The sequence below is a fragment of the Streptomyces sp. PA03-5A genome (assembly GCF_033792725.1).
GTDB lineage: Bacteria > Actinomycetota > Actinomycetes > Streptomycetales > Streptomycetaceae > Actinacidiphila.
The window spans coordinates 160,963-187,115 of the sequence record NZ_JARAVL010000007.1 but is presented as its reverse complement, the minus strand read 5'-3'; the positions used below and the strand labels follow the sequence as shown (position 1 = coordinate 187,115).

Below are 26,153 nucleotides of genomic sequence, written 5' to 3'. Positions count from 1 at the left end.
CGATCGGAGCCGTTCACGGTCCGGCTCACCCCTCTCTTCGCAATGTCGACCCCACCTCGCGCAGCAGGCTGAACGTGCCCGCCTTGGGCGGACCCGGCAGCACGTCGTACCCCGCGTCCGCGATCGCCCGCAGGGCGGCGCGGCCTCCTCCGGCGAACCCGGCGAGCAACAGCCTGAGCCTGCCGTGGACGCTACCCACCAAGGGGGTGCCTTCATTCAGGAGGTCTCGGGCGCGTTCGGCTTCGTACGCGACCAGTGCGCGCACCGGTGCGCCTGCGTTCGCGGCGGTGAGATCGGTTTCGGTGACGCCGAAGCGCTTCATGTCCTCGGCGGGCAGGTAGATGCGGTCGCGGCCGAGGTCCTCGGCCACGTCCTGGAGGTGCTCGATGATCTGCAGTGCGGTGCAGATCGCGTCCGAGCGGCGGATCCGCTCGGGTGTGGCGGTGCCGGTGATGCCGAGCACGAGCCGGCCGACCGGGTTCGCCGACAGCTCGCAGTAGGCGAGGAGGTCCTCGTAGGTGGCGTAGCGGCGGACGACCTGGTCCTGGCGGTTGGCCTCGACGAGGCCGAGGAAGGGCGCGGGCGTGAGGCCGTGGCGCCGGACGGTGGGCTGCAGGGCGCGCAGCAGCGGGTGGCGGACGTCGTCGGGGCCTGCGTCGAAGACCCGGCGCAGGTCCGCCTCGAAGGCGTCGAGCATGGCGAGGCGGTCCTCGGCCGCCTCCGCGGGCAGCCCCAGCCGTACCGCGTCCGTGCGGCCGCCGTCGGCCAGGTCCCCGTCGCCGATGTCGTCGACGAGCCGGGCGAAGCCGTAGACGGCCATCAGGTCGGCGCGCCAGGAACGGGGGACGAAGAAGGGTGCGACGGGGAAGTTCTCGCGGGCCGCCTTGTCGAGGACGGCACGTGAATGAGGATCCGGCGCCGTGCCAGCCCGTGCCTCGGGCTTGAGACCGGTCACCGTGGACGTCCCGGTGTGCGGGCGGTGGGTGTTTTCTCCCCAGGGGTCCACAGAGCCATTGCCGTCACATCCCCCGTTCTACACCGATAGCCCATTACACCCAATTTCGGACACGCCGCTCCTATAATTCCTGCTCCTGGCTGTCCCGGCACTCGAACCGACTCTCCGGACGTATCGCCCGAGATCCGGCGATTGAGTACCGCTACAGCTTACGGCGCGGACCCGCTCCGGCGTGCGCCGGGGGGCGGACCGATGTCGATCCGAAAGCAGCAACGCACGAACCGTGGGTTCCTGTCCCCGGTGTCTCGCAAAATCCCGGGAAAATCATCGGCCTCATTCGCCCCGTGGTCCGCGCGCCGCGGATGCGCCGGGCGCGCGCCCACTCACTTGGCGTATCCGTACGCGGACCCGCCGGCGTCCCGGACGAAGGGATCGGCGCCGGGTGGACGGCCGCCGTCGCGGCCGTGGCCGAGCGCGGGCGAACACCACGCGGGAGCGGGAGAGTTCGGCGGACCGCCCGGGACGTGCGCCGGCCCGCGCCTCCTGTCGGGGGCGCGGGCCGGCCTGCGGGGTCACTTCGAGGTGAACTCCTCGTACGCCTTCAGCACGATGTCGGTGGGGCCGTCCATGCGCAGCTCGCCCTTCTCCAGCCACAGCACGCGGTCGCAGGTGTCGCGGATCGACTTGTTGTTGTGGCTGACCAGGAAGACCGTGCCGGCCTCCTTGCGCAGCTCGCGGATCCGCGCCTCGGAGCGCTTCTGGAACGATCGGTCACCGGTGGCGAGCGCCTCGTCGATCATCAGGACGTCGTGGCTCTTGGCCGCGGCGATCGAGAAGCGCAGCCGGGCCGCCATGCCGGAGGAGTAGGTCCGCATCGGGAGGGAGATGAAGTCACCCTTCTCGTTGATGCCGGAGAACTCCACGATCGACTCGTAGCGCTCCCGCACCTCGTCCTGCGACATCCCCATCGCGAGACCGCCGAGGATGACGTTGCGCTCGCCGGTCAGGTCGTTCATCAGGGCGGCGTTCACGCCGAGCAGCGAGGGCTGGCCCTCGGTGTACACCTTGCCGCTCTCCGCGGGCAGCAGGCCGGCGATGGCGCGCAGCATGGTGGACTTGCCCGAGCCGTTGGAGCCGATCAGCCCGATCGCCTCGCCCCGGTAGGCGGTGAAGCTGACGCCGCGCACGGCGTGCACCTTGCGGACGTTCGGATCGCCCCTGCGGGTGACCAGACGGGACAGGGCGCCGACGGCACTGCCCTTGCTGCTGCCGGCGCCGTGCACCCGGTACACGATGTGCAGGTCGTCCACGATCACGGTGGGGACGCGCTCGCCGCCCTCGGCGGTCTCGTTGTGCTCAGCCACGGCCGTACCTCTCCTCGGCCTTCCAGAAGTAGACGAAGCCCCCGATGCCCATGACCAGGGCCCAGCCGAGCGCCAGCGCCCACACGTGCGGGGGCAGCTGCTCGGCGGTGAAGCTGTCGATCAGCGCGAAGCGCATGAGGTCGATGTAGACGGCCGCCGGGTTGACGTCCAGGGCGATCTTGACCGCGGTCGGCGCGGCCGCCGCGAAGTGGCTGATGCTGTACATGACACCGGAGGCGTACATCCAGGTCCGCAGGATGAACGGCATCAGCTGCGCGAGGTCGGTCATCTTGCTGCCGAGCCGCGCCATCACCAGCGCCAGGCCCGCGTTGAAGACGCACTGCAGGACGAGCGCGGGCGCGACGAGGACCCACGACGGCCCGGGCACCTCGCCGGTCATCAGCACGATGGCCAGCAGCACGAACATCGACATCAGCAGCTGCTGCAGCTGGACCAGGGTGAAGGCGATCGGCAGGCTCGCCCGCGGGAAGTGCAGCGCGCGGATCAGCCCGAGGTTGCCCGAGACGGCGCGCACCCCCGCCAGCACCGAGGACTGGGTGAAGGTGAAGATGAAGACGCCGGTGACCAGGAAGGCGATGAAGTTGTCGACACCGCGGTCGGTGCCCAGCAGCAGGCCGAAGATGAAGTAGTAGACGGCCGCGTTGAGCAGCGGCGTCAGCACCTGCCACAGCTGGCCCAGCCGGGCCTGGGTGTACTGGGCCGACACGCGGGCCCGGGCGAACGCCGAGATGAAGTGACGGCGGCTCCACAGCTGCCGTACGTACTCGGCGAGACCCGGCCTGGCACCACTGACCGACAGGCCGTACTTGGCCGCCAGCTGGGACGGCGTGAGGCCGCCGCCCGCCGGGGGCACCGGGCCCACGGCGACCGCACCGCCGTGCGTTGTCTCGCTCACAGTTGACACTTTCGTCCTCTTGGCGCGCCACGGGCCGGGCCCGTCGCGCGGGGTCACTCATTTCCGAGCTTGTCAGATGATGGGGGGCCGGCCCAGTCGGGCGAGGCGCCACACGGTCCGCCACCGCATGGGCCGGCGCGGGCCGCTCGGGGTCGTCCAGCCCTCCTTGAAGCCGCCGAACCACGCCCTCAGCGCGGGGCCCGAGGGTCTGCGCAGCAGGGTCAGCAGCATCCACACGCCGAGGTAGACGGGGACCAGGACCCAGGGCAGGTTGCGGCGGGCCAGCCACACGCGGTTGCGGGCCACCATCCGGTGGTAGACCGCGTGCCGGCTCGGAGCGGTCAGCGGGTGGAACAGCACCATGTCCGCGCGGTAGTCGATCATCCAGCCCGCGTCGAGGGCCCGCCAGGCGAGGTCGGTCTCCTCGTGGGCATAGAAGAACTCGTCGGGCAGGCCGCCGACCTGCCGGAAGACCTCCGTGCGCACCGCGTTGGCGCCGCCGAGGAAGGTGGTCACGCGCGAGGAGCGCAGGGGGTCGGATGCCCGCAGCCGGGGGACGTGGCGGCGCTGGGTGGTCCCGGACTCCGGGTCGGCGATCCGGAAGCTGACGATGCCGAGCCGCGGGTCCGCGGCGAAGGCCTCGCGGACCAGCTCCGCGGTGTCCTCGTTCGGCAGCAGTCCGTCGTCGTCCAGGAAGAGCAGGACGTCCACCTCGCCGCCACCGGGGCCGAAGGCCTCGATGCCGACGTTGCGGCCGCCGGGGATGCCCAGGTTCTCGGGCAGCTCGACGGCCCGCACCCCGGCGGGCAGCTCGGGCAGCGGTGAACCGTTGCCGACCACGGCGACCTCGATCGCCGGGCCGCGCTGCTTGGCGACCGAGTCCAGCAGGTCGCGCAGTTCCTCGGGGCGGTTGCCCATGGTGATGATCACCGCGCCGAGGCGGATCGTTCCGGCCGACGTCCCCACGGCGCTCACCTCAGCCTGCTCGACGCGAGGATCGACACCAGGTGCAGCAGCGTCTGCAGCACGGCGATGGCGGCCAGGAGGCAGACGGCGATGCGGGTGAAGAGCAGATCGCCGTGGACGAAGTCCGCGACACCGGCGGCGAGGATCAGCAGCGAGGCCTCGACACCGCCCACCAGCCGGTGGAACTTCAGCGCGGCCGCGGCCTTGCGGGCCAGCGCCAGTCCGGAGGACCGGGGCACGGAGGCCTCGTCCTGGACGGCGGACAGACCGCTGCGGGAGCGGGCCACGTCCACCAGGTCCGTCTCGGCCTTGATCAGGATCGCGCCGAGTGCGGCCAGCGTCCCCAGGAACGCCCAGCCCCACTGGGTGGTGGCGCCGTCGCGGTGGAAGAGGTCGGCCGCGCGCAGCCCGAAGCCGACCAGCAGCGCCGCCTCGGACAGGTAGTGCCCCACCCGGTCGAGGTAGACGCCGGTGATCGAGGTCTGCTTGCGCCAGCGCGCGACCTCGCCGTCGACGCAGTCCAGCAGCAGGTACAGCTGGATCAGCAGCGCGCCGGCGACGGCGCCGGGCAGGCCGGGCACGAGCAGCGCCGCGCCGGCCGCGATGCCCGCGACGATCATGAGGTACGTGAGCTGGTTGGGGGTCACCCGGCTGTTGACGAGGTGCCGGGTCCAGCGCAGCGAGATCTCCCGCATGTAGATGCGCCCGGCCCAGTGCTCACCGCTGCGCCGGTCCTTCAGCCCCGAGGGGTGAACGACCGGCCGCAGCTCAGCTACCGATGGTTTTGGCATAGTCGGCGTATGCGTCCCTGATCTGGTCGGTGGAGAGCTCCAGGTGCTCCAGGATCGTGTAACGCCCGGGGCGGGTCTGCGGAGCGTATTCGACGGCCGTGACGAACTCGGCCTCGGTGAAGCCGATTTCACCCGGCGTCGTGGGCAGCCCGTGGCGGTGCAGCACCTCCGCGAAGAGGCCGGCCTCCTCCTCGGCGCCGCGCAGGAACATCGCGAAGGCGGCGCCGATGCCGACCTGCTCGCCGTGGGCGGCGGCCCGCTTGGGGTACAGCAGGTCGAGCGCGTGGCTGATCTCGTGGCACGCCCCGGAGGCGGGGCGGCTGTCGCCGCTGATCGACATCGCGATGCCGGTGAGCACCAGCGCCTCGGACAGCACGGTCAGGAACTCGTCCTCACCCGTGCCGCCGGGGTGCCGCAGCACCGACTCGCCGGCGGTGCGCGCCATGGCGGCGGCCAGCCCGTCGATCGGCTCACCGGTCTCGCGGTGGGACAGCTCCCAGTCCGCGATCGCCGAGATGTTGGACAGGGCGTCGCCGATGCCGGAGCGCACGTAGCGGACCGGGGCCTCGCGGATCACGTCCAGGTCGATGACGAGCCCGATCGGGGTCGGCACGCCGTAGGAGCCGCGGCCGTTGTCGTTGTCCAGGGTGGACACCGGCGAGCAGATGCCGTCGTGCGAGAGGTTGGTCGCCACCGCCACCAGCGGCAGGCCGACGCGCGCTGCGGCGTACTTGGCGGCGTCGATGATCTTGCCGCCGCCGAGCCCGACCACCGCGTCGTAGCGGTTGCCGCGCATGGCGTCGGCGAGCTTCACCGCGCTGTCGATGGAACCGCCCGCGACCTCGTACCAGTCCGCGCCCGGCAGCGCCGGGGCGAGCCGCGCCCGCAGGAGGGCCCCCGAACCGCTGCTTATCGCGATGGCCAGCCTGCCGGAACTGGAGATGCGCTGGTCGGCGAGTACGGTCGCCAGGTCGTCCAGGGCTCCGGCACGGATGTCGACGACGACCGGCGAGGGGATGAGCCTCGTCAGTACCGGCACGCGATCTCCCGGGCACGGTTCAGGTCGTCGTGGTTGTCGATCTCGACCCAGGAGACCTCGCCGATGGGGGCGACGTCGACCTGGAAGCCGCGGTTGACCAGCTCCTGGTAGCCGTCCTCGTAGTACAGCTGCGGGTCGCGCTCGTAGGTGGCCTTCAGCGCGTCGGCGAGGTCGGCGGCGGCCTCGCCCTCGATGAGGGTGACGCCGATGTACTCACCGGTGGCGGACGCCGGGTCCATCAGCTTGGTGATCCGCTGGACGCCCTTGCCCTCGGCCGTGATGACCTTCATCTCCTCGTCGGCGAGCTGCTTCACCGTGTCGAGGGCGAGGACGATGCGCTGCCCGTTGCCGCGGGCGGCGAGCAGGGTCTTCTCGACGGAGACCGGGTGCACGGTGTCGCCGTTGGCGAGGATGACGCCTTCCTTGATGACGTCACGGGCGCACCACAGGGAGTAGGCGTTGTTCCACTCCTCGGCCTTGTCGTTCTCGACGAGGTGGAGCTTCAGGCCGTACTTGGCCTCCAGCTCGGCCTGCCGCTCGTAGACGGCCTCCTTGCGGTATCCCACGACGATGGCGGCCTCGGTCAGGCCGACCTCGGCGAAGTTGCCCAGCGTGAGGTCCAGCACGGTCGTGGTCCCCTCACCCGCCGGGTCCACGGGCACCAGGGCCTTCGGCAGGGTGTCGGTGTAGGGGCGCAGTCGCCGTCCGGCGCCGGCCGCCAGCACGAGGCCGATCATGCAGGTCCTCCAGTTTCGTCGTGTACAGCGGGTGCATGTGATGACACCCAGAAGCCGATGCTCTCGGTGAGCACCACCACCGCCAGCGCGACGGCGAGAGCCGTCAGCGCGACCGTGAAAATCGTGTTGTGCGCCAGGGCCGCGGCCGCCGCCGTGACCAGCAGTGCCCGGCCTTCGTGACCGCCCGTCGCGCGGACCAGGCCCCGCGGGGGCGCACCGCTCCCGCCGCGGATGCGGTAGACCGTGTCGTAGTGATGGTAGGCGACCGCGGCCACCAGCCCGAAAGCCGCGGGCAATGCTCCGTTCACATCGGAGACCGCCGCGAGCACCAGGATGGTTCCGTATTCGGCCGCGCGGAAGACCGGCGGCACGATCCAGTCGAGGGCTCCCTTGAGCGGCCGGGAGACGGCGAGGGCCGACGTCACGGCGTAGCAGCCGGCGGCGGCCAGGGGCCACGGACTGCCGGCCGGCGCGAGCAGCGACGTGGCGATCATCACTGCCGCGCCCAGCAGGGCGGCCGCCGGGATGCCGTGGCCCCGGAAGAGACGCGCGAGGCCCTCACCGAGCGGGCCGGTGTCGGCGAGGTCGGCCAGTGCCCGGGCCGCGGCGTCGCCGCAGTGCGTCGCCCCGCGCACCGAGCGCAGCACGCGGCCCGCCGTCGTGTAGCAGGCGGCCAGTCCGGAGGCGACGAGGAGCACGGTGAAGGTGATGCGCGGCGTGGTCGCCGCGGTGAGCACCGCGATCAGCGCCCAGCGTTCGCCGATGGGCAGCACGATCATGCGCCGCAGCCACACCGTCCACCCGACGCGGTCGAGCTTCCGGGACAGCGCCGCCGCGCCGGCGCCGGTCGCGCCGTCCTGGGCGGACTCGGAGAAGGCGAAGTCCACGAGGTGGCGGCAGGTCTGCAGCAGTATGGCGCCGAGCGCCAGCGCCCAGACGTCGTCACCGCCGCGGGCCGCGCCGACCGCGAGGCCCGCGTAGTAGGCGTACTCCTTGACGCGGTCGAAGGTCGCGTCCAGCCAGGCGCCGAGCGTGGAGTACTGCAGCGAGTAACGGGCCAGCTGGCCGTCGGCGCAGTCCAGGACGAAGGACGTCAGCAGCAGCACGCCCGCGGCGACGAAGCCCGGCCGGGTGCCGGTGGCCGCGCAGCCGGCCGCGACCAGGGCCACCAGCAGCGAGGCGGTGGTCACTTGGTTCGGGGTGAGTCCGCGGCGGGCGCACCAGCGCGCGATGTGGCAGGAGTAGGGACTGATGAAGAACGTGGTGAAGAAGCCGTCACGGGACTTGACGGCGCTGCGCAGCCGCACCGCCTCGTCGTCCACGGCCGCGACGGCCGCCTCGGCGCTCACGCGCCCCGCGGCGTCGGCCGGTACGGTCGCGATCAGGACGCCGAGCTCAGGACGGTGCACGCGGACGCCGTCCTTCTCCATGCGCCCGGCGAGCCGGTCGGCGAGGCCCTCCCCCTCGTCCGCGCCCTCATCCCCGGTCTCCGCGAGGGCTCGCACGAGGGCGGGGCGGGCGGCGGGCCGCACCGACAAGGCGCCCGGCACGGCGGAGACGTCGAAACGCGGATCGACCAGCCCCAGGCGCAGCGCGTGCAGGTGCCCGACGAAGCACGGGTCGACCACGGCGACGCGGTCGGCCGCCGGGGCGGCGCGGAGGCTCGCCGCGAGCGAGGCGGCGTCCTCCGCGGTGACGACCTCGAACCCGAGGGTCCGCAGGTCGCCCTCGATCGGCGACATCGCGACCGGCGTACCGGTGAGGATGGCGGTCGACAGAAGGACTCATCTCCCTGGACGTGCGTGAGTACTCGGCGCCTGCCGGGGACGCCGCCGCCACAGGGTGCGACGTGCCGCGGGGCCGTGTCGGCAGAGGCTATCGGATTCCCGGAAGGCTCCGTTCACCGGCCGTTTCCCCTGCGGTGGGCCGCTGGGCGTGATCATCATGGTCGATCGCACGGGCGTCGACAACCGCCCGGTACGCCCCGTGGAACAGGGGTCACTGTGGGTGCAGGTGAGTGGCCGCTCCGGGAGGGGTGCCGGGTGGCCGTTCGAACGGCCCGGGGGTGCGTGGTGGGACCGGGACGTCGCCGGGTCCCGGTGCCGGCCCGGCGTCCGTCCGTCCGCGTTCCTCGACCCGGTGTTCCGCGAGCCGACGGCGGCGGACCCGCTCCCGCGCCGAACCACTAGGGTGGCGCCATGACTTGGTTGATCACCGGCGGGGCCGGCTTCATCGGATCTCACGTGGTGCGGGCGATGAGCGGCGCGGGCGAGCGCGTGGTCGTGCTCGACGACGGCTCGGCCGGTGTGCCGGCCCGTGTGCCCGCGGACGTCCCCGTGGTGACCGGCTCCGTCCTGGACCGCGCCGTGCTGGACCGCGCGATCGCCGAGCACGGCGTCACGGGCGTCGTGCACCTGGCCGCCAGGAAGCAGGTCGGCGAATCGGTCGAACAGCCGATGCGCTACTACCGGGAGAACCTCGGCGGCCTCGGGACGCTGCTGGAGGCGGTGGCGGACGCGGGGATCGGCCGTTTCGTCTTCTCCTCCTCCGCCGCCGTGTACGGCCTGCCCGACGTGCCGCTGGTGACCGAGTCCACGCCGTGCCTGCCACTGAGCCCCTACGGCGAGACCAAGCTGGCCGGCGAGTGGCTGGTCCGCGCGGCCGGGCGGGCGCACGGGATCTCCACCGCCTGCCTGCGTTACTTCAACGTCGCGGGGGCGGCCGAGCCCCGGCTGGCCGACACCGGGGTGTTCAACATCGTCCCGATGGTCTTCGACAAGCTGACCCGCGGCGAGGCCCCGCAGATCTTCGGCGACGACTACCCCACCCCCGACGGCACGTGCGTGCGCGACTACATCCACGTCGAGGACCTCGCCGACGCCCATCTCGCGGCCGCCCGCTGGGTCGGCGAGCGCGACGGCGGCACGGACCTGACGGTGAACATCGGACGCGGCGAGGGCGTCTCCGTCCGGGAGCTGATCGACATCGTCCTCGAGGTCACCGGCCGCAAGGACGTCACGCCGGTGATCCTGCCGCGGCGCGCGGGCGACCCGGCGAGCGTGGTCGCCTCGTCCGCGCTGATCCGCCGGGAACTGGGCTGGACGGCGAGCCGCGGCATCCGCGAGATGGTGGAGTCCGCGTGGGAGGGCTGGTGCCTGAACCACCCGCAGGCGCGCCGCGCCTGACCACGGGCGCTCCCCCCGCGGCCGTCACGCTCCCCATCGCCGCAGGTCACCGCGGCTGACAGCACCTGACAGCGGCCACCGTCGGCGAGTTGCCCACGGAAGGTGACCGTTGTTCACTGGGCACGCCGGTCTCCGCGCGCGGGCACGCCGTCGCGTGGAGGCGGCGGACGGGAGCGTCGGGCGATGGGCGCAGGGCACGCGCACGGCCACGGCCACTCGCACGGGCCGGGATCCGTACCGACGGGCACCGCGGCCGCCGCGTACCGCGGGCGGCTGCGCATGGCGCTCGGCATCACGCTGCTGATCCTGGTGGCCGAGGTCACGGGCAGCGCGCTCACCGGGTCGCTCGCCCTGCTGGCCGACGCCGGGCACATGGCGACCGACGCAGCGGGCCTCGCGATGGCGCTGGTGGCCATCCACTTCGCCAACCGCCCGCCGAGCGAGCGCCGCACCTTCGGGCTGGCGCGCGCCGAGATCCTGTCGGCGGTGGCCAACGCGGTGCTGCTGTTCGGCGTGGGCGCCTTCATCTTCTACGAGGCGGTCCGCCGGCTCATCACGCCCACCGAGGTGGAGGGCGGGCTCACCGTCGTCTTCGGTGCGATCGGCCTGGTGGCGAACTCGGTGTCCCTGCTGCTGCTGATGCGCGGGCAGCGCGAGAGCCTGAACGTCCGGGGTGCGTTCCTGGAGGTCATGGCGGACGCGCTGGGCTCGCTGGCCGTCGTCGTGGCGGCGCTGGTGATCCTGGCCACCGGCTGGCAGCAGGCGGACCCGGTCGCCTCGATCCTGATCGGGCTGATGATCGTCCCGCGGACGTGGAAGCTGCTGCGCGAGGCGATCGACGTCCTGCTGGAGGCCGCGCCCAAGGACGTGGACATGGCCGACGTGCGGGCGCACATCCTCGCGCTGCCCGGCGTGGCCGGGCTGCACGACCTGCACGTGTGGACGATCACCTCGGGGATGCCGGTGCTCTCCGCGCACGTCGTGGTGAGCCGGGACGTCCTGGACGCGGTCGGCCACGAGAAGATGCTGCACGACCTGCAGGGCTGCCTCGGCACCCACTTCGACGTGGAGCACTGCACCTTCCAGCTGGAGCCGGTCGGACACGCGGAGCACGAGGCGCGGTTGTGCCACTGACGGCACGCCGCGCCGTGCGACGCAGTGTCACGAAGCCTGAGCGCGCTGCAACCACGTGGCGTGTCCCCGCGTGAGGCAAACTGAGGTCTTGTCGTCGAAGCAAAGGATGGCCATGCCCACGAGCCCCGCCGCCGACCGGCCCCGCACACCCGCCGCGGACCCCTCCTCCAACGGTGCCCCGGCGCCGATCCTCCTCGAGCTGGTCGACGAGACCGGGGTGACGATCGGGACCGCGGAGAAGCTGTCGGCCCACCTGCCGCCGGGGCGGCTCCACCGTGCGTTCTCGGTCTTCCTCTTCGACGGCGAGGGAAGGCTGCTGCTGCAGCGCCGGGCGGCGGGGAAGTACCACTCCCCCGGCGTGTGGTCGAACACCTGTTGCGGCCATCCCTACCCGGGCGAACCGCCCTTCGTCGCCGCCGCGCGCCGCACCGGCGAGGAGCTCGGTGTGGCGCCCGCCCTGATGCGGGAGGCCGGCACGGTCCGCTACAACCACCCGGACCCGGCGTCGGGGCTGGTCGAGCAGGAGTACAACCACCTCTTCGTCGGCCTGGTGACCGCACCCCTGGAGCCGGATCCGGAGGAGATCGACGAGACCGCGTTCGTGTCGCCCGCCGAGCTCGCCGCGCTCCGCGCCGCCGGGCCGTTCTCGGCCTGGTTCCCGACCGTGCTCGATGCCGCGCTGCCGGCGGTGCGCGAGCTGACGGGGGACGCGGGCTGGTAGCCCCGGCCGGTGCGCTCGGTGCGGCCGGCCGCGGTCGGTGCGCTCGGTGCGCTCGGTGCGCTCGGTGCGCTCGGTGCGGTCAGTGCACCAGGCCGGGCGGCAGTGGGAGCGCGGCCCAGATGACCTTGCCGCCGGTCGTCGTCTGCTGGACGTCGCACATCCCGCCCGCCTCGGCGGTGACCGTCTTGACCAGCAGCAGGCCGCGCCCGCCGGTGTCGGCGTCGTCGACCTGCAGGGCCTTGGGCCGGTACGGGTGGTTGTCCTCGACGGCCACCCGTACCCAGTCCACTCCGACGGCGAGTTCCACGGCGATCTCGGGAGACAGCAGTGCGGCGTGCCGCACCGCGTTGGTGACCAGCTCGGAGACGATCAGCAGCAGGCCGTGCAGCAGTTCCTCGCTGACCGGCACGCCCTGGCGGACGACCAGGTCCCGTACCGCGTGCCGGGCCTGCGGCACCGAGGAGTCCAGCGCGGGGGCGGTGAAGCGCCACACGCCCTCGTAAGGGCGCGGGACATCCGGCGCCATCGGGGGCACCGGTTCGGAGGGCGGGACGCTCCCGCGTACGTCCATGGCGGTCTTCACCCTTGCATTCGCGATGCACCCCGCGGCCCCCGCGGGCCGCCCACGGCGGCGGCGAGGTCCGCCTCACGGATCGAGTGTCGGCAGCCGACGGGTCCACCCCGAGCCGCTGACCGTAAATCCGCACCTTTCGACCACCTCCGACTCAAGGCGATCGGACGTGTCGGGCCCGTGAGCCCCTACTGATCTGGTACTTCCGGTTCACTGACGCGTCAGCGGGGCGTCCCGGGCATCGGCGACCATTCCGACGATCCGGCGGCCCCCGAGGCCGGCGCCGAGCAGCCCCAGCCCGTCGAAGAGCAGCGCCAGGGAGAAGAAGGCGCCGATGACGTAGAGGCTGCTCTCCGGCCAGTTCGCCAGGACCAGGACCGCCAGCAGGATGCCGATCGCGCCCTGGATGAGCGTCCACACCATGTGCGGCCCGCGCACCACGAGCCCGCCGAAGAGGCGGAAGATCCCGCCGGTCAGGAAGAGCAGGGCCGCGAACATGGTGAGGGCGGCCGCCGTCTGCTCGGGGTTGCGGATCACGACGACCCCGGCGGCGATGTAGAGGGCCGCGACGACCAGGGCGAGCCAGAAGAAGTTGGTGTTGCGGTTCTGCACCGCCTGGACCAGGCCGACGACGCCGCCGACCAGCAGCAGCCAGCCGAAGAGCAGCATCGAGGTGATGGTGGCGAAGCCCACGTAGAACAGCCCGACCAGGCCGCCCACGACGAGGACCGCCCCGAGGGCGGCGACCCAGCCGAAGCTGCGCTTGATCCCGGCCTCAGGGGGCTCGGGATGCTTCTTGCGTCCCTTGAACGGGGTCATGGCCGTCGCCTCCTCGCGCGCGTCGGGAGCCAGTCGGGAGCTACTGCTCATATACCCGATTTGCCGTGGCACGGACCGGGATAGGATCCCCGTCCGGCGGCCGCCGCGATCTCCGGGCAGCCGGGTCGACGACGAGATGAGGGATGCGGGCATGTCCGAGCCGTCCGGGCCCGGCCTGAGGGTGGACACGGCGGGCGCCACGGCCACCGTGACGATCAGCAATCCGGCCAAGCGCAACGCGATGACCGTGGCGATGTGGCGGGAGCTGCCCGGCCTGCTCGACGGCCTCGCCGCGGACCCGGCCGTGCGCGTCCTGGTGCTCACCGGCGCCGGCGGCACCTTCTGCGCCGGAGCGGACATTTCCGACCTGCGCGATCCGGCGAGCGGTTCCGGCACGGCGCAGACCGCGGCCGTGGAGGCGGAGGAGGCGCTCGCGGGGTTCCCCAAGCCGACGCTGGCCGTGATCCGCGGCTTCTGCGTGGGCGGCGGATGCCAGCTCGCGGCCGCCTGCGACCTGCGGTTCGCCGCGGAGGGCTCGCGCTTCGGGGTCACCCCGGCGCGGCTGGGCATCGTCTACCCCGCGTCCTCCACGCGGCGGCTGACGGGGCTGGTCGGGCCCTCGACGGCGAAGCACCTGCTGTTCTCCGCGGAGCTGATCGGTCACGAGCGGGCGCTGCGGACCGGGCTGGTGGACGAGGTACTGGCGGAGGACGAGCTGGACAAGCGGGTCGAGGAGTTCGCCGGGGTGCTGGCCTCGCGGTCGCTGCTGACGCAGGCGGCGGCCAAGGAGTTCACCGCGCCCGGACCCGACCCCGCGCGGGTCGGGCACTGGGCCCGCCAGGCGGAGGGCAGCGACGACACGGCGGAGGGCGTGGCCGCGTTCCTGGAGGGCCGCGAGCCCCGCTTCACGTGGACGGTGGACCGGTAGTCAGCCCCGTCAGGGCCGCCAGGTGCGGCGGCAGCGGCACGCCGTCGCGCAGCGCCGGGTCGGGGACGGGCGTGCCCCACGCGGTGGTGAGCGGCAGGACGCCCGCCCACACGGGCAGCGCGGCGTCCGGCCCGTCGCCGTCCTCGGGCGGGCCGGTGCGGAGCTTCACCGAGGCCTCGTCGGTGGCCAGCGCCAGCAGCGTCGTCGCGGCGAGCTCCCGGCGGTCCGGCCGGCGGGCGTGGTCCCACTGCCCCGGGGCGCACTGCTCGGTGAGCACCCGCAGGCCGTGCAGCTTCTCCTCGGGGCCGGTCACGGTGCGGGGCGTACCGAGGACCATCGCGCTGCGGTAGTTGACGCCGTGCTCGAAGACGGACCGGGCCAGGACCAGGCCGTCCACGTGCGTCACCGTGACGCACACCGGCGCGCCCGGGGCCGGGCGCAGGCTGCGGCTCGCCACGGAGCCGTGCAGGTAGAGGGTGCCGGTGGCGGCGTCGTACCCGTAGGCGGTGGGCACCGCCAGCGGCGTGCCGTCGACGACGACGGCGAGGTGGCACACGAACCCCGCGCCCAGCACGGCCTCCAGGTCGTCGCGGGAGACACTGCCCTGCTCCCGGAGGCGGCGGTGCCGGGTGCGCCCGGTCACGGGAAGCGCACGGTCGGCGGCTGGCACGGGCGGCCTCCGAAGGGTTCGCGGCTACAGGACGCCGAGACTAGTCATATGAGCAACTCCGCGCCACGCTTTCCACGGAATCGGTGGCGATGGCCGTTTGGGCGACGGAATCCGTGTTTCGGCGGTCCCGGTCTCGGCGACATGCCGACCGGTCGGTAACCTGCTGCCCATGACCGCCACCGTCCCCGCCCCCGCGCTGGAACCGCGCGCGGGCCGGCGCTGCCACAACGCCCTCAACCCCCTGCACTCGGTCGTGTACTTCTCGTCCGAGTACGACGACGAACTCTCGGCGCTCGGCCTGGAGCGAGGCGCCATGGCCTACTTCGCCGGGCGGGCGGCCCCGCTGGGCGCCGTCGCGGCGGGGACGGTCACCGCCACGTTCTACAACTTCAACCACGCGATCGTCGCCCCGGTCATCCCGCGTGCCTGGGACATCGCGAGCCCGGACGCGATCGTCGGGACCCGGCTGCGGGTGGCCGACGCCGTACTGACGCGGCTGCTGGGACCGGAGGTCATCGCCTCCGCCGACCTCGCCGACGCCGCGCACCTGGCGCTGCGCGCCGCCGAGGCCTGCACGCGCGGGGCCAGGCCCCTCTACGCCGCCAACGCGGACCTGCCGGTGCCGGACCGGCCCCACCTCGCGCTCTGGCACGCCGCCACCCTGCTGCGCGAGCACCGCGGAGACGGTCACCTCTCGGCCCTCGCCGCCGCGGGCCTCGACGGTCTGGAGGCCCTCGTGACCCACACCGCCACCGGCAAGAGCTTCACCCCGCGCTTCGTGCAGCGCAGCCGCGGCTGGTCCGCGCAGGACTGGGCCGCGGCCCAGGACCGGCTCCGGGAGCGCGGTCTCCTCGACGCGGCGGGCGACCTCACCGACCGCGGCGTCGAACTGCGCCGCGAGATCGAGGGCGTGACCGACCGCCTCGACCGCGCCCCCTACGAACACCTCGGCGCAGCCGCCGTCGACCGCCTCACCTCCCTCGCGGGCGCCCTGACCCACCGCGTCCTGAGCAACGGCGGCTTCCCGCTGCAGCACTTCGGCAAGGACTGAGGGGACGTCCTCCGCGCCCCGCTTGCGGTGCGGTTCCCACGACCCCCACCTCGTCCGGCCGCCCGTCGCCGTCAGGGGGTGGGGGCGGCCGGGGCGGGGGTGGGGGGGGTTCGCTGCGGGTGACCTCGCGGCCGGAGCGGCCCGCCGCGCGCTTCTCGCCGCGGGCGGCGCCGATGCCGGCGACCACGACCAGGGCCGTACCCGCCGCCTGGAGGGCGGTCGGGACCTGGGAGACCAGCACCATCGCGGCGAGGAGGCTGACCGCGGGTTCCATGCCCGCGAGGGTGCCGTAGGCGGTCTTGCCGATCCGCTGCAGGGCCTTCATCTCGAGCAGGAAGGGCACCAGCGGCATCAGGACGGCGATGCCCGCCACCGCCGCGAGCACCGACCACGTGGCGCCCGCCACCACGCCCGGGGCGCCGAACGGCGCGGTGAACACCGTGGCGACGCCCAGCGAGACGGCGAGGCCGTGCTGCGCGGAGAAGCGGCTGCCGACGTGCTGGGTGCTGATCACGTACAGCGCCCAGCACGCGCCGGAGGCGACCCCGAACAGGACGCCCGCCAGGTCGGCGCCGCTCTGCCACGGGGAGGTGAGGCACAGGACGCCCGCCGCCGCGAGCAGCAGCCAGGCGAGTTCACGGCGCTGCCGCAAGGAGGCGACCGCGACGGCGAGCGGTCCGAGGAACTCCAGCGCGGTCGCGGTGCCCAGGGGGATGCGGTCGGCGGCTTCCGAGAAGAGCAGCATCATGCCGCCGCTGACCGCGCCGAGCAGGACGACGGCCGCCAGGTCCCGGCGCGGGGCGGCGCGCAGCGCGGGCCACAGCGACCGGCCGGTGAAGGCGAGCAGCAGCACCGCGGCGAAACCGACGCGCAGCCACGTCGTGCCGGCCGGGCCGATCTCGTCGAAGAGTTCCGTCGTCAGGGCGCTTCCGGTGTGCAGCACCGTCATCGCGGCCAGGATCAGCACGGCGCCAGGTATGCGGCGGGTCGTAAAGGTATGCGGCTCGGACACGGCCCCCATTGGACACGCCGCCCGTTGTTTCTGTCCACGCGTCATTGGCGGACGCATTGTTTACGATCGGTGGATGATCGATGCGCCCGACCAGCTCCCCGACCTCGGCCGGCTGCGCCTGCTGGTCGAGCTGAGCCGCCTGGGCACGATGGCCGCCGTCGCCGAGCGCACCGGCTACGGCACCTCCGCCGTCTCCAAGCACCTCGCCGTCCTGGAGCAGGAGGTCGGCACCAGGCTGCTCACCCCGGTCGGCCGCCGGGTACGGCTCACCCCGGCGGGCGAGCGCCTGGTCGGGCACGCCGTGGGGATCCTCGCGGCGGTCGAGGAGGCCCGGGCCGAGCTGCGCGGGGCGTCCGGCCCGGCCGGCCGGGTACGGCTGGCGAGCTTCGTCAGCGCCGTGGAGCCCACGGTCGTGCCCGCGCTCGGCCGGCTCCGCGCGGAGCACCCGCGCGTCGAGGTGCAGCTGTACGAGCACGAGCCGGAGCAGACCCTCGCGCTGCTGCTGTCGGGGGACGTCGACCTCGGCATCGTCTACGACTACAGCCTGGTGCCGCGGCCGGTGCCGGACGGCCTCAGCGCCCGGCAGTTCGCCACCCAGCCGATGGTGCTCCTGCTGCCGTCCGGGCACACCGGCGACCCGGGGCCGGGCGGGCCGGTGCCGCTGTCCGGGCTGAGCCGGCTGTCCGGGGCCGGGTGGATCACCAACTCCCGCGGCAGTGACGACGACGAGCTGGTGCAGCGGGTGTGCGCGATGGCCGGCTTCACCCCGCGGATCGTCCACCGGGTCGACAGCCTGCACCTGGTGAACCTGCTGACCGGGGCGGGGCTCGGTGTGGCGCTGCTCGCCGAGTCGGGGGTGGAGCGGCAGCGCGACGACGTGGTGACCCGTCCGCTGGACCCGCTGGTCGGCACGCGCCGGCACTTCCTGGTGGCACGCGCCGGTCAGTGGTCGTGGCCGCCGATCGCGACGGTCGCCCGGCTGCTCACGGGGTGAGCGCGCCGGGCGACCGCGGTGGTCACGTGGTCACGTGGTCAGTGGACGATCCTGACGGGTTCCTCGCCGGATCCGCCGACGTCGGCCGCGTCCTTCCGGGACGTGCCGTGCGCGCAGGGCATCGCCGGGTGCCGGCCCAGCAGCACGACGCCCACGGCGATCGCCGCGAGCCCCGCCGCCTCCCAGGCCAGCGCGCCCGGCGTGACGCGCACGCGGTCGCCCAGGAAGCCGACGCCGCAGGCGATCCCGGCGAGCGGCTGGGCGGCGGTCAGCGCGGGCAGCGACATGCGCAGCGGGGCCGTCTCGAAGGCGCTCTGCACGAGCATCAGCCCCGTCAGGCCCATCGCGACGACGGCGTACGGCTGCCAGTGCATGAGGAGCGCGCCGACGCCCTCGTCCTCGGCCACCTGGCCGGAGATCCGGGTCAGGGCGTCCTGGAGGCCGTAGAGCAGGCCCGCGGCGAGCGCCAGCACCGTGGCCTCGGGCGACGGGCGCAGCCGCCGCGCGCAGCCCACCAGGAGCAGCGCCAGGCCGACGACGACGCCGACCACGAGCCAGTGCCGCAGCGCCCCTGCGAGCGGTCCGCCGCCCGAGGGCCGGCCGGCCACGATGAACGCCGTCACGCCGAGCGCCAGCAGCGCCACGCCCGACCAGCCGTGCCACCCGAGTCTCTGGCCGGTGAGGCGGCGGGAGAGCGCCATCGCGAAGAGCAGGTTGGTCGCGGTCAGCGGTTCGACGAGCGAGACCTCGCCCTTGGTGAGCGCGAGGGCGCTGAGCAGCATGCCGCAGATCATCAGGAAGACGCCGAGCAGCCACTGCGGCATGCGCATGAGGTCCAGCAGCAGCCTGAAGGAGAGGAAGTCGGACAGCGGGGCACGCTGGGCGGCCAGCTGCTGGAGCACGAAGCCCAGCCCCAGACAGCAAGCGGCCCCCACCCCGAGCAGGAATACGGCCACCTCGTCAACCTCCCGGTGTCGCCGACTGGCCCGACCTTAGCCCCTCACCCGTCTTGATCGCGACGATTGTCCGCCTCTGGCTCCCGGCCCGCGGCCGCGGCGGTCGAGGCCGTCGCGGCGGTCGCGGCGGGGTGCCGTGTGGTGCGCCTGCCCCGCGCGGGCACGGGCAGGCCCGCCATGATGGCGCGGATGAAGTGCAGCTCGGCTACGACGTCGGCGAGCGTCTCGCACTCGGGGGCCGCCGGGAGCTCCGGAGGGCCCGCGGCGGGGGCCCTGCCGTCCAGGGTGTCGGCGACCGCCGTGAGCGCGGCGGCCACCTGCGCCCCCTCGCGGGCCGACGGACGCGGGGCCCCTTGCTCCATTCGGACGACGCAGGCGGTGGCCGCGTCCACGATCCGCTCGGAGGCGGCGACCACCCGGAACCAGTCGCCGTTCCCGCCGTGCCGCGAGGGCAGCTCGGCGGCCAGGGTCTCGGCGGCGACGCGGGCCTCGCCCAGGGCGCTGTAGGCCGCCCGCCGCAGCACCCTGCGTTCCTCGGGCCGCTCGCCGGCGGGCACGGTCAGGACGTGGTCGAGGTAGTCCCCGGTGCGCCGCTGTGCGACGGCCACCAGGTGGCCGACCCGCGCGGTGGGGTCGGCGAGCCGCGGGAGGTGGCCCACGACGACGACGATCGCGCAGGCGATCGCGGTGTCCAGCAGGCGGGACAGGGCGGCCTGGGTGTCGCCGCCGGCCCAGACGAACGCCAGCACCATGATCGTGACGGCGGAGGTCTGCAGCGCGAAGTGGCGGGCCGCGAACGGCAGCAGCGCGCCCGCCACCGAGGCGCAGACCGCGGTCCACCAGATCCCGCCCCCGAGGACCGCGGCCACCGCGGCGAAGACCAGCACGCCGAGCGCCGTGCCGAAGCAGCGGTTGACGACCCGGGAGAACAGCGGGCCGATGTCCGGCTTCACCAGGAACGCCGCCGTGAGCGGCAGCCAGTACCAGTGGTCCGCCCGCAGGGCCAGGGCCACGGCCGCGCTGGCGGTGACGCACACCGCGACCTTCAGCCCGTACTCACGGCCCACGGGGCCGAGGACGCGGCGGCGCAGCAGCGGCGCCGGGCGGCGGGCGGGGAGCGGCGCGGCCTCCTCGGGCCGGTCCGTGTCCGGGACCGTGCGGGCGAAGACGACGGCGGCGTGCAGCAGCATCGCGTCGAAGGCGGCGCGGGCGGGGGTGGCCTGCCCGGGCGCCGGGAGGGGGCCGGGCGGCGTTCCGGTCCGCAGGGCCCGCGCGAGCCGCCGCGGGCCGTCGCCGGTCCCGGGCGGCAGGGGGCGGGCCTCCCAGAGCAGGGCCGCGGCGGCGTCGGTCAGCTCGGTGGCCACGCCGAAGCGCTCGGCGAGCAGCAGTTCGTCGCGGCGTGCGCGGGTACGCAGCAGACGCCGGCTGAGCCGGCGCAGCCGAACCGCCTCGTCACCGCGGTCCAGGGCGGCGCTGAGCCGTCGCCGCGCCGCCTCCGCCCCGGGTCCGCCGACGGCGTCGAGAGCGTCGGCGAGGGCGTCGAAGATCCGGGCCAGCGAGGCGCGCTCGCCCTCCAGCGCCCCGCCGGACGGGCGCGGCGGCCGCAGCACGAGCCGCAGCAGGAGCAGGCAGCCCGCCCCGGCGAGGAACCACAGCGCCTTGTACCAGGGCCCGCCGGGCAGCGGCAGGCCCATACCGATCACCATGGCGGCCAGCCCCTGCATCCCGGCCCGCGAGCAGACCGGGCCGATCACGCTGACCGCGCCCGACACCGCGCCCACCGCGAAGAGCACCGGCAGCCCCCACCACCCGCTCAGGGCGTCCTGCGTCGCGGCACCCACCAGCACGCCGAGCGCGGCGACGAGCGCGGGCAGCCCGATGTGGACGACGCCCGTCCTGCGGGTGCCGGGAAGGTCGTTGAAGCCCGCGAACAGGGCCCCGAGTCCGGCCAGCACCCCGATCTCGACGCGTCCCAGCGCGATCCCCAGCGCGAGCAGGGGCCCGGCCGCCAGCGCCCCGCGCAGCACGGCGGGCCAGGGCACCGGCCCTCGCTGCCAGCGCAGCGGATGGGCCAGCCAGGTCGGCAGGGCGACGGGCCGGCGGCCGGGGCCACGGGGCAGCACGGGCATCCTCACGGGACGGGAACGATCTCAGCGTCGGGAAAAGACGCAGGCCAGCAGGGTTCCGGGCCCTCGCCTCCCCCACCTCAGCCTATCGGCCGCGGGCGAGCAGGCACCGGCCTGGGCCGTGTCGTCGAAGGAGCTCCCCCAGCTCCGCTGGGAGGTGCCCCAGGTGCGGGGCATCACAAGGCGGAGAGCCGTCCTCGTAGTGGGCTGCTCGGACGATTCGACAACGCAGCGTGGGGTGGGGGTACCTCCCAGTGCCGGCTGGGGGAGCGTCGCGGGGTGGGGGCACCCCCGGCCGAAGGTTGGCGGAGGGCATGTGACGACGCGGCCTAGTACCGCGTGACCGCGGTCCCGCCGCGGCCCGGTTCCGTGCCGATCGCGATGTGGGGGTCACGGCCGGGGTCGGCCCAGGCCAGGATGCGACGCATGGCGCCGGCCGGGACCGAGACGCAACCCGCCGTTGCGGCGCGGCCGTTCACGTGGAGGAAGATCCCGGCGCCGCGTTCGCGGACCGGGTGGCGGTAGTTGAAGCCGATGACGAGGGCGTGCGCGTACTGGCGGCCGAAGTCGGCGAGGTGCTCGGACTCCTCGGGGGCGCAGTCCTCGGGCAGCGGTTCGACCCAGCGGTTGTAGGAGTCCGAGGCGTTGTCCTGGCACCACCAGGAGTCCTCGGTGACCGGCAGGTACCGCGTCGTCGTGCCGGGGGGAGGCGCCTTGGTGCCGAACGCGAACGGGAGGTCGTACAGCCCGGTCGGGGTGGTCGAGGTGTCCTGCACCCGGGTCCCGCCCTCGACGAGGCCGCCGCCGCCGAAGCGGGCGGCCGCGGAGCCCGCGGCGACCCAGCGGCCGTCGCGGCGGTCCCACCAGGTCAGCGTCCCAGTGGTGGCCTCCGGGGAGGCGGCGACCGCCGTGATCAGCTGGGTGCCGCCGCCGGTGTCCGCCATGCGGTCCGGCAGCGCGGGCGGCGACCACGGGACCGCGGCCGCCGTGCCGGCCACGACGGCCGGCACGGCGAGGCGCGTCAGTGCCGCGCGCAGGCTCAAGCGGGGAGCTGCGCCTCGATGGCGGCGACGATCTCGTCGGCCTCGGGCTCGGTGCGGGGGCGGAACCGGCCGACGACCTGGCCGTCGCCGCCGACGAGGAACTTCTCGAAGTTCCACTGAACGTCGCCCGCCTGGCCCTCGGCGTCGGCGGTCTCGGTCAGCGCGGCGTACAGCGGGTGCCGCTGCTCACCGTTGACGTCGGCCTTCTCGTAGAGCGGGAAGCTCACGCCGTAGGTCGCGGAGCAGAAGGTCGCGATCTCCTCGGCCGTGCCCGGCTCCTGGCCCGCGAACTGGTTGCTGGGGAAGCCCAGCACGGTGAACCCACGGTCGGCATACCGCTTCTGCAGCCGCTCCAGGCCCTCGTACTGCGGGGTCAGACCGCACTTGGAGGCCACGTTGACGATCAGCAGGGCCTTGCCCCGGTGGTCCGCGAGGGAGGCGGGCTCACCGGTGAGGGTGCGCAGCGGGATGTCGTAGATGCTCACGTTCGGATCTCCTCGTTTGGGGCACGGACGGACCACAGGTCGTCCTTTCAACCCCGGTCACGGTGCCGATCTTCCCATGGGAGGGGGTCCGCGGCACGACCGCGGCGTGACGTCAGTGTTCGGTGACCCGCCCGGAGTCGACCCGGATGCGACGGGTGGTGTGGACGGCCTCCAGCATGCGGCGGTCGTGGGTGACCAGCAGCAGGGTGCCGTCGTAGGAGGCGAGGGCGGACTCGAGCTGCTCGATGGCGGGCAGGTCGAGGTGGTTGGTGGGCTCGTCGAGGACGAGGAGGTTGACGCCGCGGCCCTGCAGGAGGGCGAGGGCGGCCCGGGTGCGCTCGCCCGGGGAGAGGGTGGCGGCGGGGCGCAGCACGTGGGCGGCCTTGAGGCCGAACTTGGCCAGCAGGGTGCGGACGTCGGCGGGGGCCGTGTCGGGGACCTCCGCGCAGAAGGCGTCGAGCAGCGACTCGCCGCCGAGGAAGAGCCTGCGTGCCTGGTCGACCTCGCCGACGACGACTCCGGGCCCGAGGTGGGCGGCGCCGGCGTCCAGCGGGACGCGGCCGAGGAGGGCGGCCAGGAGGGTGGACTTGCCGGAGCCGTTGGCGCCGGTGATGGCGACCCGGTCGGCCCAGTCGACCTGCAGGTCGACGGGCCCCAGGGTGAACCCGGAGCCGCGGTGGACCTCGGCGCCGCGCAGCGTGGCGACGACCGCGCCCGCGCGGGGCGCGGCGGCGATCTCCATGCGCAGCTCCCACTCCTTGCGGGGCTCGTCGACGACGTCGAGGCGTTCGATCATGCGCTGGGTCTGCCGGGCCTTGGCGGCCTGCTTCTCGGTGGACTCGGAGCGCAGCTTGCGGCCGATCTTGTCGTTGTCGCTCGCCTTCCGGCGGGCGTTGCGGACGCCGTGCTCCATCCAGTTGCGCTGCATCCGGGCGCGGGACTCCAGGGCGGCCTTGGTGTCGGCGTACTCCTCGAACTCCTCGCGGGCGTGACGGCGGGCGGTCTCCCGCTCCTCCAGGTAGGCGGCGTAGCCGCCGCCGTAGGTGTTGACCTGCTGCTGGGCGAGGTCGAGTTCGACGACCCTGGTCACGGTGCGGGTGAGGAACTCGCGGTCGTGGCTGACGAGGACGGTGCCCGCCTTCAGGCCCCTGACGAAGGCCTCCAGCCGCTCCAGGCCGTCGAGGTCGAGGTCGTTGGTGGGCTCGTCGAGCAGGAAGACGTCGTATCGGCTCAGCAGCAGGGACGCCAGGCCGGCGCGGGCGGCCTGGCCGCCGGACAGGGCGGTCATCGGGAGGTCGAGGCCGACGGTCAGCCCGAGCGAGTCGGTGACCTCCTCGGCGCGCTCCTCGAGGTCCGCGCCGCCGAGGGCGAGCCAGCGCTCCAGGCCGTCGTTGTAGGCGTCGTCCGCGCCGGGCGCCCCGTCGACCAGGGCCTGCGTGGCGGCGTCGAGCTCGGCCTGGGCGGCGGCGACCCCGGTGCGCCGGGCCAGGAAGGCCCGTACGGTCTCGTCCGGGCGGCGTTCGGGCTCCTGCGGGAGGTGGCCGACGGTCGCGGTGGGCGGGCTCAGCCGCAGCTGCCCCTGCTCGGGCGCGCTGAGGCCCGCGAGCAGGCGCAGCAGCGTCGACTTCCCGGCACCGTTGGCACCGACCAGGCCGATGACGTCGCCGGGGGCGACGACGAGGTCGAGGCCGGAGAAGAGGACGCGGTCCCCGTGGCCGGCGGCGAGATCCTTGACGACAAGAGTGGCACTCATCAGGCTGCCGATGCTATCGCCCCGCCGGCCCGCGCCCTGCGGCCCGTGCGTGGCGCCCGGGACGGCCGCCGGCCGTCCCCGATCCCAGGGAGGGAACCTTCCGTGCCGAGCAAGATGGCCCTCGTCCGCCGTCCGGGTCCGCGCCTCGCCGAGGGGCTGGTGACGCACGTCGAGCGCTCCCCCGTCGACGCCGGACTCGCCGCGCGCCAGTGGGAGGGGTACGTGGCGGCGCTGCGCGCCCACGGCTGGGAGACGGTGGAGGTGCCGGCCGCCGACGACTGCCCGGACGCGGTCTTCGTGGAGGACCCGGTGGTCGTCTTCCGCGACGTCGCGCTGCTCGCCCGGTCCGGTGCCGTGTCCCGGCGCCCGGAGACGGCCGGGGTCGGGGAGGCGGTGGCGGCGCTGGGGCTTTCGGTCGACCGCGTCCGCGAGCCGGGCACGCTGGACGGCGGGGACGTGCTGAAGACGGGGGACACCGTGTACGTGGGCCGCGGCGGGCGGACCAACGCCGAGGGCGTCCGGCAGCTGCGGTCCGCGTTCGAGCCGCTGGGGGCGCGGGTGGTCGCCGTTCCCGTCACCAAGGTGCTGCATCTGAAGTCGGCGGTGACGGCGCTGCCCGACGGCACGGTCATCGGGTATCCGCCGCTGGTTGACGACCCGTCGGTCTTCCCCCGCTTCCTGCCGGTGCCGGAGGAGGCGGGGGCCCACGTGGTGCTGCTCGGCGGCGGGCGGCTGCTGATGGCGGCGAGCGCGCCGAGGAGCGCGGAGCTGCTGGGTGATAGGGGATATGAGCCCGTATCAGTGGATATCAGTGAGTTCGAGAAGCTCGAGGGATGCGTGACCTGCCTGTCCGTTCGCCTGCGGAACTTGTACGCCTGACGGCGGGTTGCCTTTTCAGTGTCACCTAACCTACGGTTTCGTAACTTACGATTCCGTAAGCACTCTCAGCGAACAGCCAGGAGCCCCGCGTGACCATTGCCCCGTCCCAGAGTGCCGGTTCGGAAGCATGGAGTGACACCAGGCTGCTGTACGCCTTGGAAGAGGTCGTCGAGACCGAGATCAACCGTCATCTGAAGGCGGCCAAGGAGTGGATGCCCCACGAGTACGTCCCGTGGAGCCAGGGCCGCGACTACGACGGTGTGATGGGCGGCGAGGCCTGGGCGCCCGAGCAGTCCAAGGTCACCGAGATCGGCCGGATATCGCTGGTGGTCAACCTCCTCACGGAGGACAACCTCCCCAGCTACCACCACGAGATCGCCACCCTCTTCGGCCGGGACGGCGCCTGGGGCACCTGGGTCCACCGCTGGACCGCGGAGGAGGGCCGGCACGCCATAGTGATGCGGGACTACCTGCTCACCACCCGTGCCGTGGACCCGGTGGAGCTGGAGCGGCTGCGCATGCAGCACATGTCGGAGGGCTTCGAGTCCGACAACGCGCACAGCATGCTGCACTCGGTGGCGTACGTGGCGTTCCAGGAACTGGCCACCCGCATCTCGCACCGCAACACGGGCCGCGAGTCGGGCGACCCGCTGTGCGAGCGCATGCTGGCGCGCATCGCGACCGACGAGAACCTGCACATGGTCTTCTACCGCAACCTGCTGGCGGCGGCGCTGCAACTGGCGCCGGACCAGGCGATGCAGGCGATCCGTGACGTGGTCGTCGGCTTCCGGATGCCGGGGCACGGGATGCCCGGCTTCGAACGCTCCGCGGCGCGGATCGCCATCGGCGGCATCTACAACCTCCGCATCCACCACGACGACGTGCTCCAGCCCGTACTGCGGCACCTGAAGGTGCTGGAGACCGCGGGGCTCGGCGCCGAGGGCCTGAAGGCACAGGAGGAACTGGGCTTCTTCATGGGCGAGCTGGACAGCCAGGCACGCAAGTTCGAGGAGCGCCGGGACGCCCTGATGGCCCGGCGGGCCGCGCGCGCCTGACGA

At 73.5% G+C, this 26,153-nt stretch carries 25 protein-coding genes; 8 read left to right on the top strand and 17 right to left on the bottom strand.

Features of this window, described 5'->3' with window-relative positions; translation table 11 throughout:
- Window positions 1–25 precede the first annotated feature (25 nt).
- The 8 genes from hpnC to PV410_RS10785 all read right to left on the bottom strand — a co-directional run bounded on the left by hpnC (window position 26) and on the right by PV410_RS10785 (window position 8,546).
- On the bottom strand, window positions 26–955 hold the full coding sequence (hpnC, locus tag PV410_RS10820; protein ID WP_500323856.1) for a squalene synthase HpnC: 930 nt from the start codon (window positions 953–955) through the stop codon (window positions 26–28).
- Between the two features lie 572 nt (window positions 956–1,527).
- Window positions 1,528–2,319 carry an ABC transporter ATP-binding protein gene (locus PV410_RS10815; protein WP_500323855.1) on the bottom strand — a complete coding sequence of 264 codons (792 nt, stop codon included), beginning with the start codon at window positions 2,317–2,319 and terminating at the stop codon, window positions 1,528–1,530.
- A complete protein-coding gene (locus PV410_RS10810) occupies window positions 2,312–3,235 on the bottom strand; it encodes an ABC transporter permease (protein WP_500323854.1) in 924 nt (307 codons plus the stop codon). The genes PV410_RS10815 and PV410_RS10810 overlap by 8 nt, the downstream gene beginning before the upstream one ends.
- Window positions 3,236–3,307: 72 nt before the next feature.
- A complete protein-coding gene (locus tag PV410_RS10805) occupies window positions 3,308–4,153 on the bottom strand; it encodes a glycosyltransferase family 2 protein (RefSeq protein ID WP_500323958.1) in 846 nt (281 codons plus the stop codon).
- Between the two features lie 53 nt (window positions 4,154–4,206).
- A complete protein-coding gene (locus tag PV410_RS10800) occupies window positions 4,207–4,992 on the bottom strand; it encodes a CDP-alcohol phosphatidyltransferase family protein (RefSeq protein WP_500323853.1) in 786 nt (261 codons plus the stop codon).
- A complete protein-coding gene (locus PV410_RS10795) occupies window positions 4,970–6,031 on the bottom strand; it encodes an iron-containing alcohol dehydrogenase family protein (RefSeq protein WP_500323852.1) in 1,062 nt (353 codons plus the stop codon). Before PV410_RS10795 ends, PV410_RS10800 begins: the two co-directional genes overlap by 23 nt.
- Window positions 6,019–6,768 carry a phosphocholine cytidylyltransferase family protein gene (locus PV410_RS10790; RefSeq protein ID WP_500323851.1) on the bottom strand — a complete coding sequence of 250 codons (750 nt, stop codon included), beginning with the start codon at window positions 6,766–6,768 and terminating at the stop codon, window positions 6,019–6,021. Before PV410_RS10790 ends, PV410_RS10795 begins: the two co-directional genes overlap by 13 nt.
- Window positions 6,765–8,546, bottom strand: a complete 1,782-nt coding sequence (locus PV410_RS10785) for a DUF5941 domain-containing protein (RefSeq protein ID WP_500323957.1) — start codon at window positions 8,544–8,546, stop codon at window positions 6,765–6,767. Before PV410_RS10785 ends, PV410_RS10790 begins: the two co-directional genes overlap by 4 nt.
- Before the next feature lie 420 nt (window positions 8,547–8,966).
- Between PV410_RS10785 and galE the strand changes: the two genes are divergently transcribed.
- The 3 genes from galE (at window position 8,967) to idi (ending at window position 11,808) form a co-directional block, all read left to right on the top strand.
- The gene (gene galE / locus PV410_RS10780; RefSeq protein ID WP_500323850.1) at window positions 8,967–9,953 is read left to right on the top strand and encodes a UDP-glucose 4-epimerase GalE; all 987 of its coding nucleotides are present in this window, start codon (window positions 8,967–8,969) and stop codon (window positions 9,951–9,953) included.
- Window positions 9,954–10,136: 183 nt separating this feature from the next.
- On the top strand, window positions 10,137–11,087 hold the full coding sequence (locus tag PV410_RS10775) for a cation diffusion facilitator family transporter (protein WP_500323849.1): 951 nt from the start codon (window positions 10,137–10,139) through the stop codon (window positions 11,085–11,087).
- 112 nt (window positions 11,088–11,199) lie between these two features.
- Window positions 11,200–11,808, top strand: coding sequence for an isopentenyl-diphosphate Delta-isomerase (gene idi, locus PV410_RS10770; protein WP_500323848.1), 609 nt, complete (start codon window positions 11,200–11,202; stop codon window positions 11,806–11,808).
- A 79-nt stretch (window positions 11,809–11,887) separates the two neighbouring features.
- On the opposite strand, the gene PV410_RS10765 is transcribed toward idi, so the two are convergent.
- The gene (locus tag PV410_RS10765; RefSeq protein ID WP_500323847.1) at window positions 11,888–12,379 is read right to left on the bottom strand and encodes an ATP-binding protein; all 492 of its coding nucleotides are present in this window, start codon (window positions 12,377–12,379) and stop codon (window positions 11,888–11,890) included.
- A gap of 210 nt (window positions 12,380–12,589) precedes the next feature.
- Complete coding sequence (locus PV410_RS10760) at window positions 12,590–13,198, bottom strand: HdeD family acid-resistance protein (protein WP_500323846.1); 609 nt, start codon at window positions 13,196–13,198, stop codon at window positions 12,590–12,592.
- A 151-nt stretch (window positions 13,199–13,349) separates the two neighbouring features.
- Between PV410_RS10760 and PV410_RS10755 the strand changes: the two genes are divergently transcribed.
- Window positions 13,350–14,126: an enoyl-CoA hydratase/isomerase family protein gene (locus tag PV410_RS10755; RefSeq protein ID WP_500323845.1), complete on the top strand. Its 777-nt coding sequence runs from the start codon at window positions 13,350–13,352 to the stop codon at window positions 14,124–14,126.
- On the opposite strand, the gene PV410_RS10750 is transcribed toward PV410_RS10755, so the two are convergent.
- A complete protein-coding gene (locus tag PV410_RS10750) occupies window positions 14,104–14,769 on the bottom strand; it encodes a pyridoxamine 5'-phosphate oxidase family protein (RefSeq protein WP_500323844.1) in 666 nt (221 codons plus the stop codon). The genes PV410_RS10755 and PV410_RS10750 overlap by 23 nt on opposite strands.
- Before the next feature lie 196 nt (window positions 14,770–14,965).
- Between PV410_RS10750 and PV410_RS10745 the strand changes: the two genes are divergently transcribed.
- The gene (locus PV410_RS10745; RefSeq protein ID WP_500323843.1) at window positions 14,966–15,847 is read left to right on the top strand and encodes an SCO6745 family protein; all 882 of its coding nucleotides are present in this window, start codon (window positions 14,966–14,968) and stop codon (window positions 15,845–15,847) included.
- Here PV410_RS10745 and PV410_RS10740 read toward each other — a convergent pair.
- A complete protein-coding gene (locus PV410_RS10740; RefSeq protein WP_500323842.1) occupies window positions 15,768–16,859 on the bottom strand; it encodes an EamA family transporter in 1,092 nt (363 codons plus the stop codon). The two genes, PV410_RS10745 and PV410_RS10740, sit on opposite strands and share 80 nt — an antisense overlap.
- A 73-nt stretch (window positions 16,860–16,932) precedes the next feature.
- Here PV410_RS10740 and PV410_RS10735 point away from each other — a divergent pair, with 73 nt between their 5' ends.
- Window positions 16,933–17,853, top strand: a complete 921-nt coding sequence (locus tag PV410_RS10735; RefSeq protein WP_500323841.1) for a LysR family transcriptional regulator — start codon at window positions 16,933–16,935, stop codon at window positions 17,851–17,853.
- Window positions 17,854–17,891: 38 nt separating this feature from the next.
- On the opposite strand, the gene PV410_RS10730 is transcribed toward PV410_RS10735, so the two are convergent.
- From PV410_RS10730 to PV410_RS10710, 5 genes are all read right to left on the bottom strand, one after another.
- The gene (locus PV410_RS10730) at window positions 17,892–18,809 is read right to left on the bottom strand and encodes a DMT family transporter (protein ID WP_500323840.1); all 918 of its coding nucleotides are present in this window, start codon (window positions 18,807–18,809) and stop codon (window positions 17,892–17,894) included.
- Between the two features lie 44 nt (window positions 18,810–18,853).
- Complete coding sequence (locus tag PV410_RS10725; RefSeq protein WP_500323956.1) at window positions 18,854–20,938, bottom strand: FUSC family protein; 2,085 nt, start codon at window positions 20,936–20,938, stop codon at window positions 18,854–18,856.
- Between the two features lie 326 nt (window positions 20,939–21,264).
- On the bottom strand, window positions 21,265–21,945 hold the full coding sequence (locus PV410_RS10720) for a L,D-transpeptidase family protein (protein WP_500323955.1): 681 nt from the start codon (window positions 21,943–21,945) through the stop codon (window positions 21,265–21,267).
- 29 nt (window positions 21,946–21,974) lie between these two features.
- Window positions 21,975–22,463 carry a glutathione peroxidase gene (locus PV410_RS10715; protein ID WP_499515182.1) on the bottom strand — a complete coding sequence of 163 codons (489 nt, stop codon included), beginning with the start codon at window positions 22,461–22,463 and terminating at the stop codon, window positions 21,975–21,977.
- A 112-nt stretch (window positions 22,464–22,575) separates the two neighbouring features.
- Complete coding sequence (locus tag PV410_RS10710) at window positions 22,576–24,216, bottom strand: ABC-F family ATP-binding cassette domain-containing protein (protein ID WP_500323839.1); 1,641 nt, start codon at window positions 24,214–24,216, stop codon at window positions 22,576–22,578.
- A 102-nt stretch (window positions 24,217–24,318) separates the two neighbouring features.
- On the opposite strand from PV410_RS10710, the gene ddaH reads away from it, so the two are divergent.
- Window positions 24,319–25,095: a dimethylargininase gene (gene ddaH, locus PV410_RS10705; protein ID WP_500323838.1), complete on the top strand. Its 777-nt coding sequence runs from the start codon at window positions 24,319–24,321 to the stop codon at window positions 25,093–25,095.
- Between the two features lie 89 nt (window positions 25,096–25,184).
- A complete protein-coding gene (locus tag PV410_RS10700; RefSeq protein ID WP_500323837.1) occupies window positions 25,185–26,150 on the top strand; it encodes an acyl-ACP desaturase in 966 nt (321 codons plus the stop codon).
- Window positions 26,151–26,153 lie beyond the last annotated feature (3 nt).